This is a genomic window from Leptospira noumeaensis, assembly GCF_004770765.1.
GTDB lineage: Bacteria > Spirochaetota > Leptospiria > Leptospirales > Leptospiraceae > Leptospira_A > Leptospira_A noumeaensis.
The window spans coordinates 1-719 of record NZ_RQFK01000017.1 but is presented as its reverse complement, the minus strand read 5'-3'; the positions used below and the strand labels follow the sequence as shown (position 1 = coordinate 719).

Genomic DNA, 719 nt, shown 5'->3' with positions numbered 1-719 from the left:
CTCACAAATTGGAAGTAGATTTTTTGGAACATTCATTTTAGTCCAAGCTTCCTTTGCAACATTAACTATAAATGTATGACTATTCTTTGGAACAATGGTACATGGTTCTAAGGTTCCAACAACAACATCACTTGCTTCTAATAGAAATTTTTTATAATCATATGAAAATGTATTTTCTAATTCAAGTTCAACTTCAGAAATTTCTTTTTGAGTCGGTAATTTATAAGGAAATGGTGCTTGCTCGTTAAGTTCGCGTAATTTTTTAAATGCTTCACCAATGGTCATTTTTATTCAACTGTGTTGGTTTAATTTCTTTTTTATTGAAATTGAAGGAAACTTGAAAAAAGTAGTCTATTTGAAATTTTTATAGCAGATAGTGCGGGAGCATTCACTTAAACAAGATAATTTTATTTTTTTAGATATATCTGAGTCGACTGAATTCGTAAAAATGCTAAAAAACATAGCGTAGTTAGGTATATTGTTGCAGCTTTCGTAACATTTTTTCTTTTCTTCACAATCTTGAAATAGGTAGTTCCTATTAATTGTATAGTCATATTCAGGTTTAAACTTTTCCTTAGCTCCAATTGCATTCGTGTAAAGGATTGATGAAAGTAAAAGAATAATTGGAAGATTAAAGATAAATTTCATAGATGTTTCGGTTTTCTTCTCTGAGATTACTTATTTACAAGATTGGTGTTTAGCATGTCGTATAACGAACT

1 protein-coding gene is annotated in these 719 nt (G+C 29.2%); it reads right to left on the bottom strand.

The window, feature by feature from the left end; translation table 11 throughout:
* Positions 1–285, bottom strand: a 285-nt coding sequence (locus EHQ24_RS06715) for an SMI1/KNR4 family protein (protein WP_135600910.1), incomplete at its 3' end; no start/stop codon positions are given.
* Between the last annotated feature and the right edge of the window lie 434 nt (positions 286–719).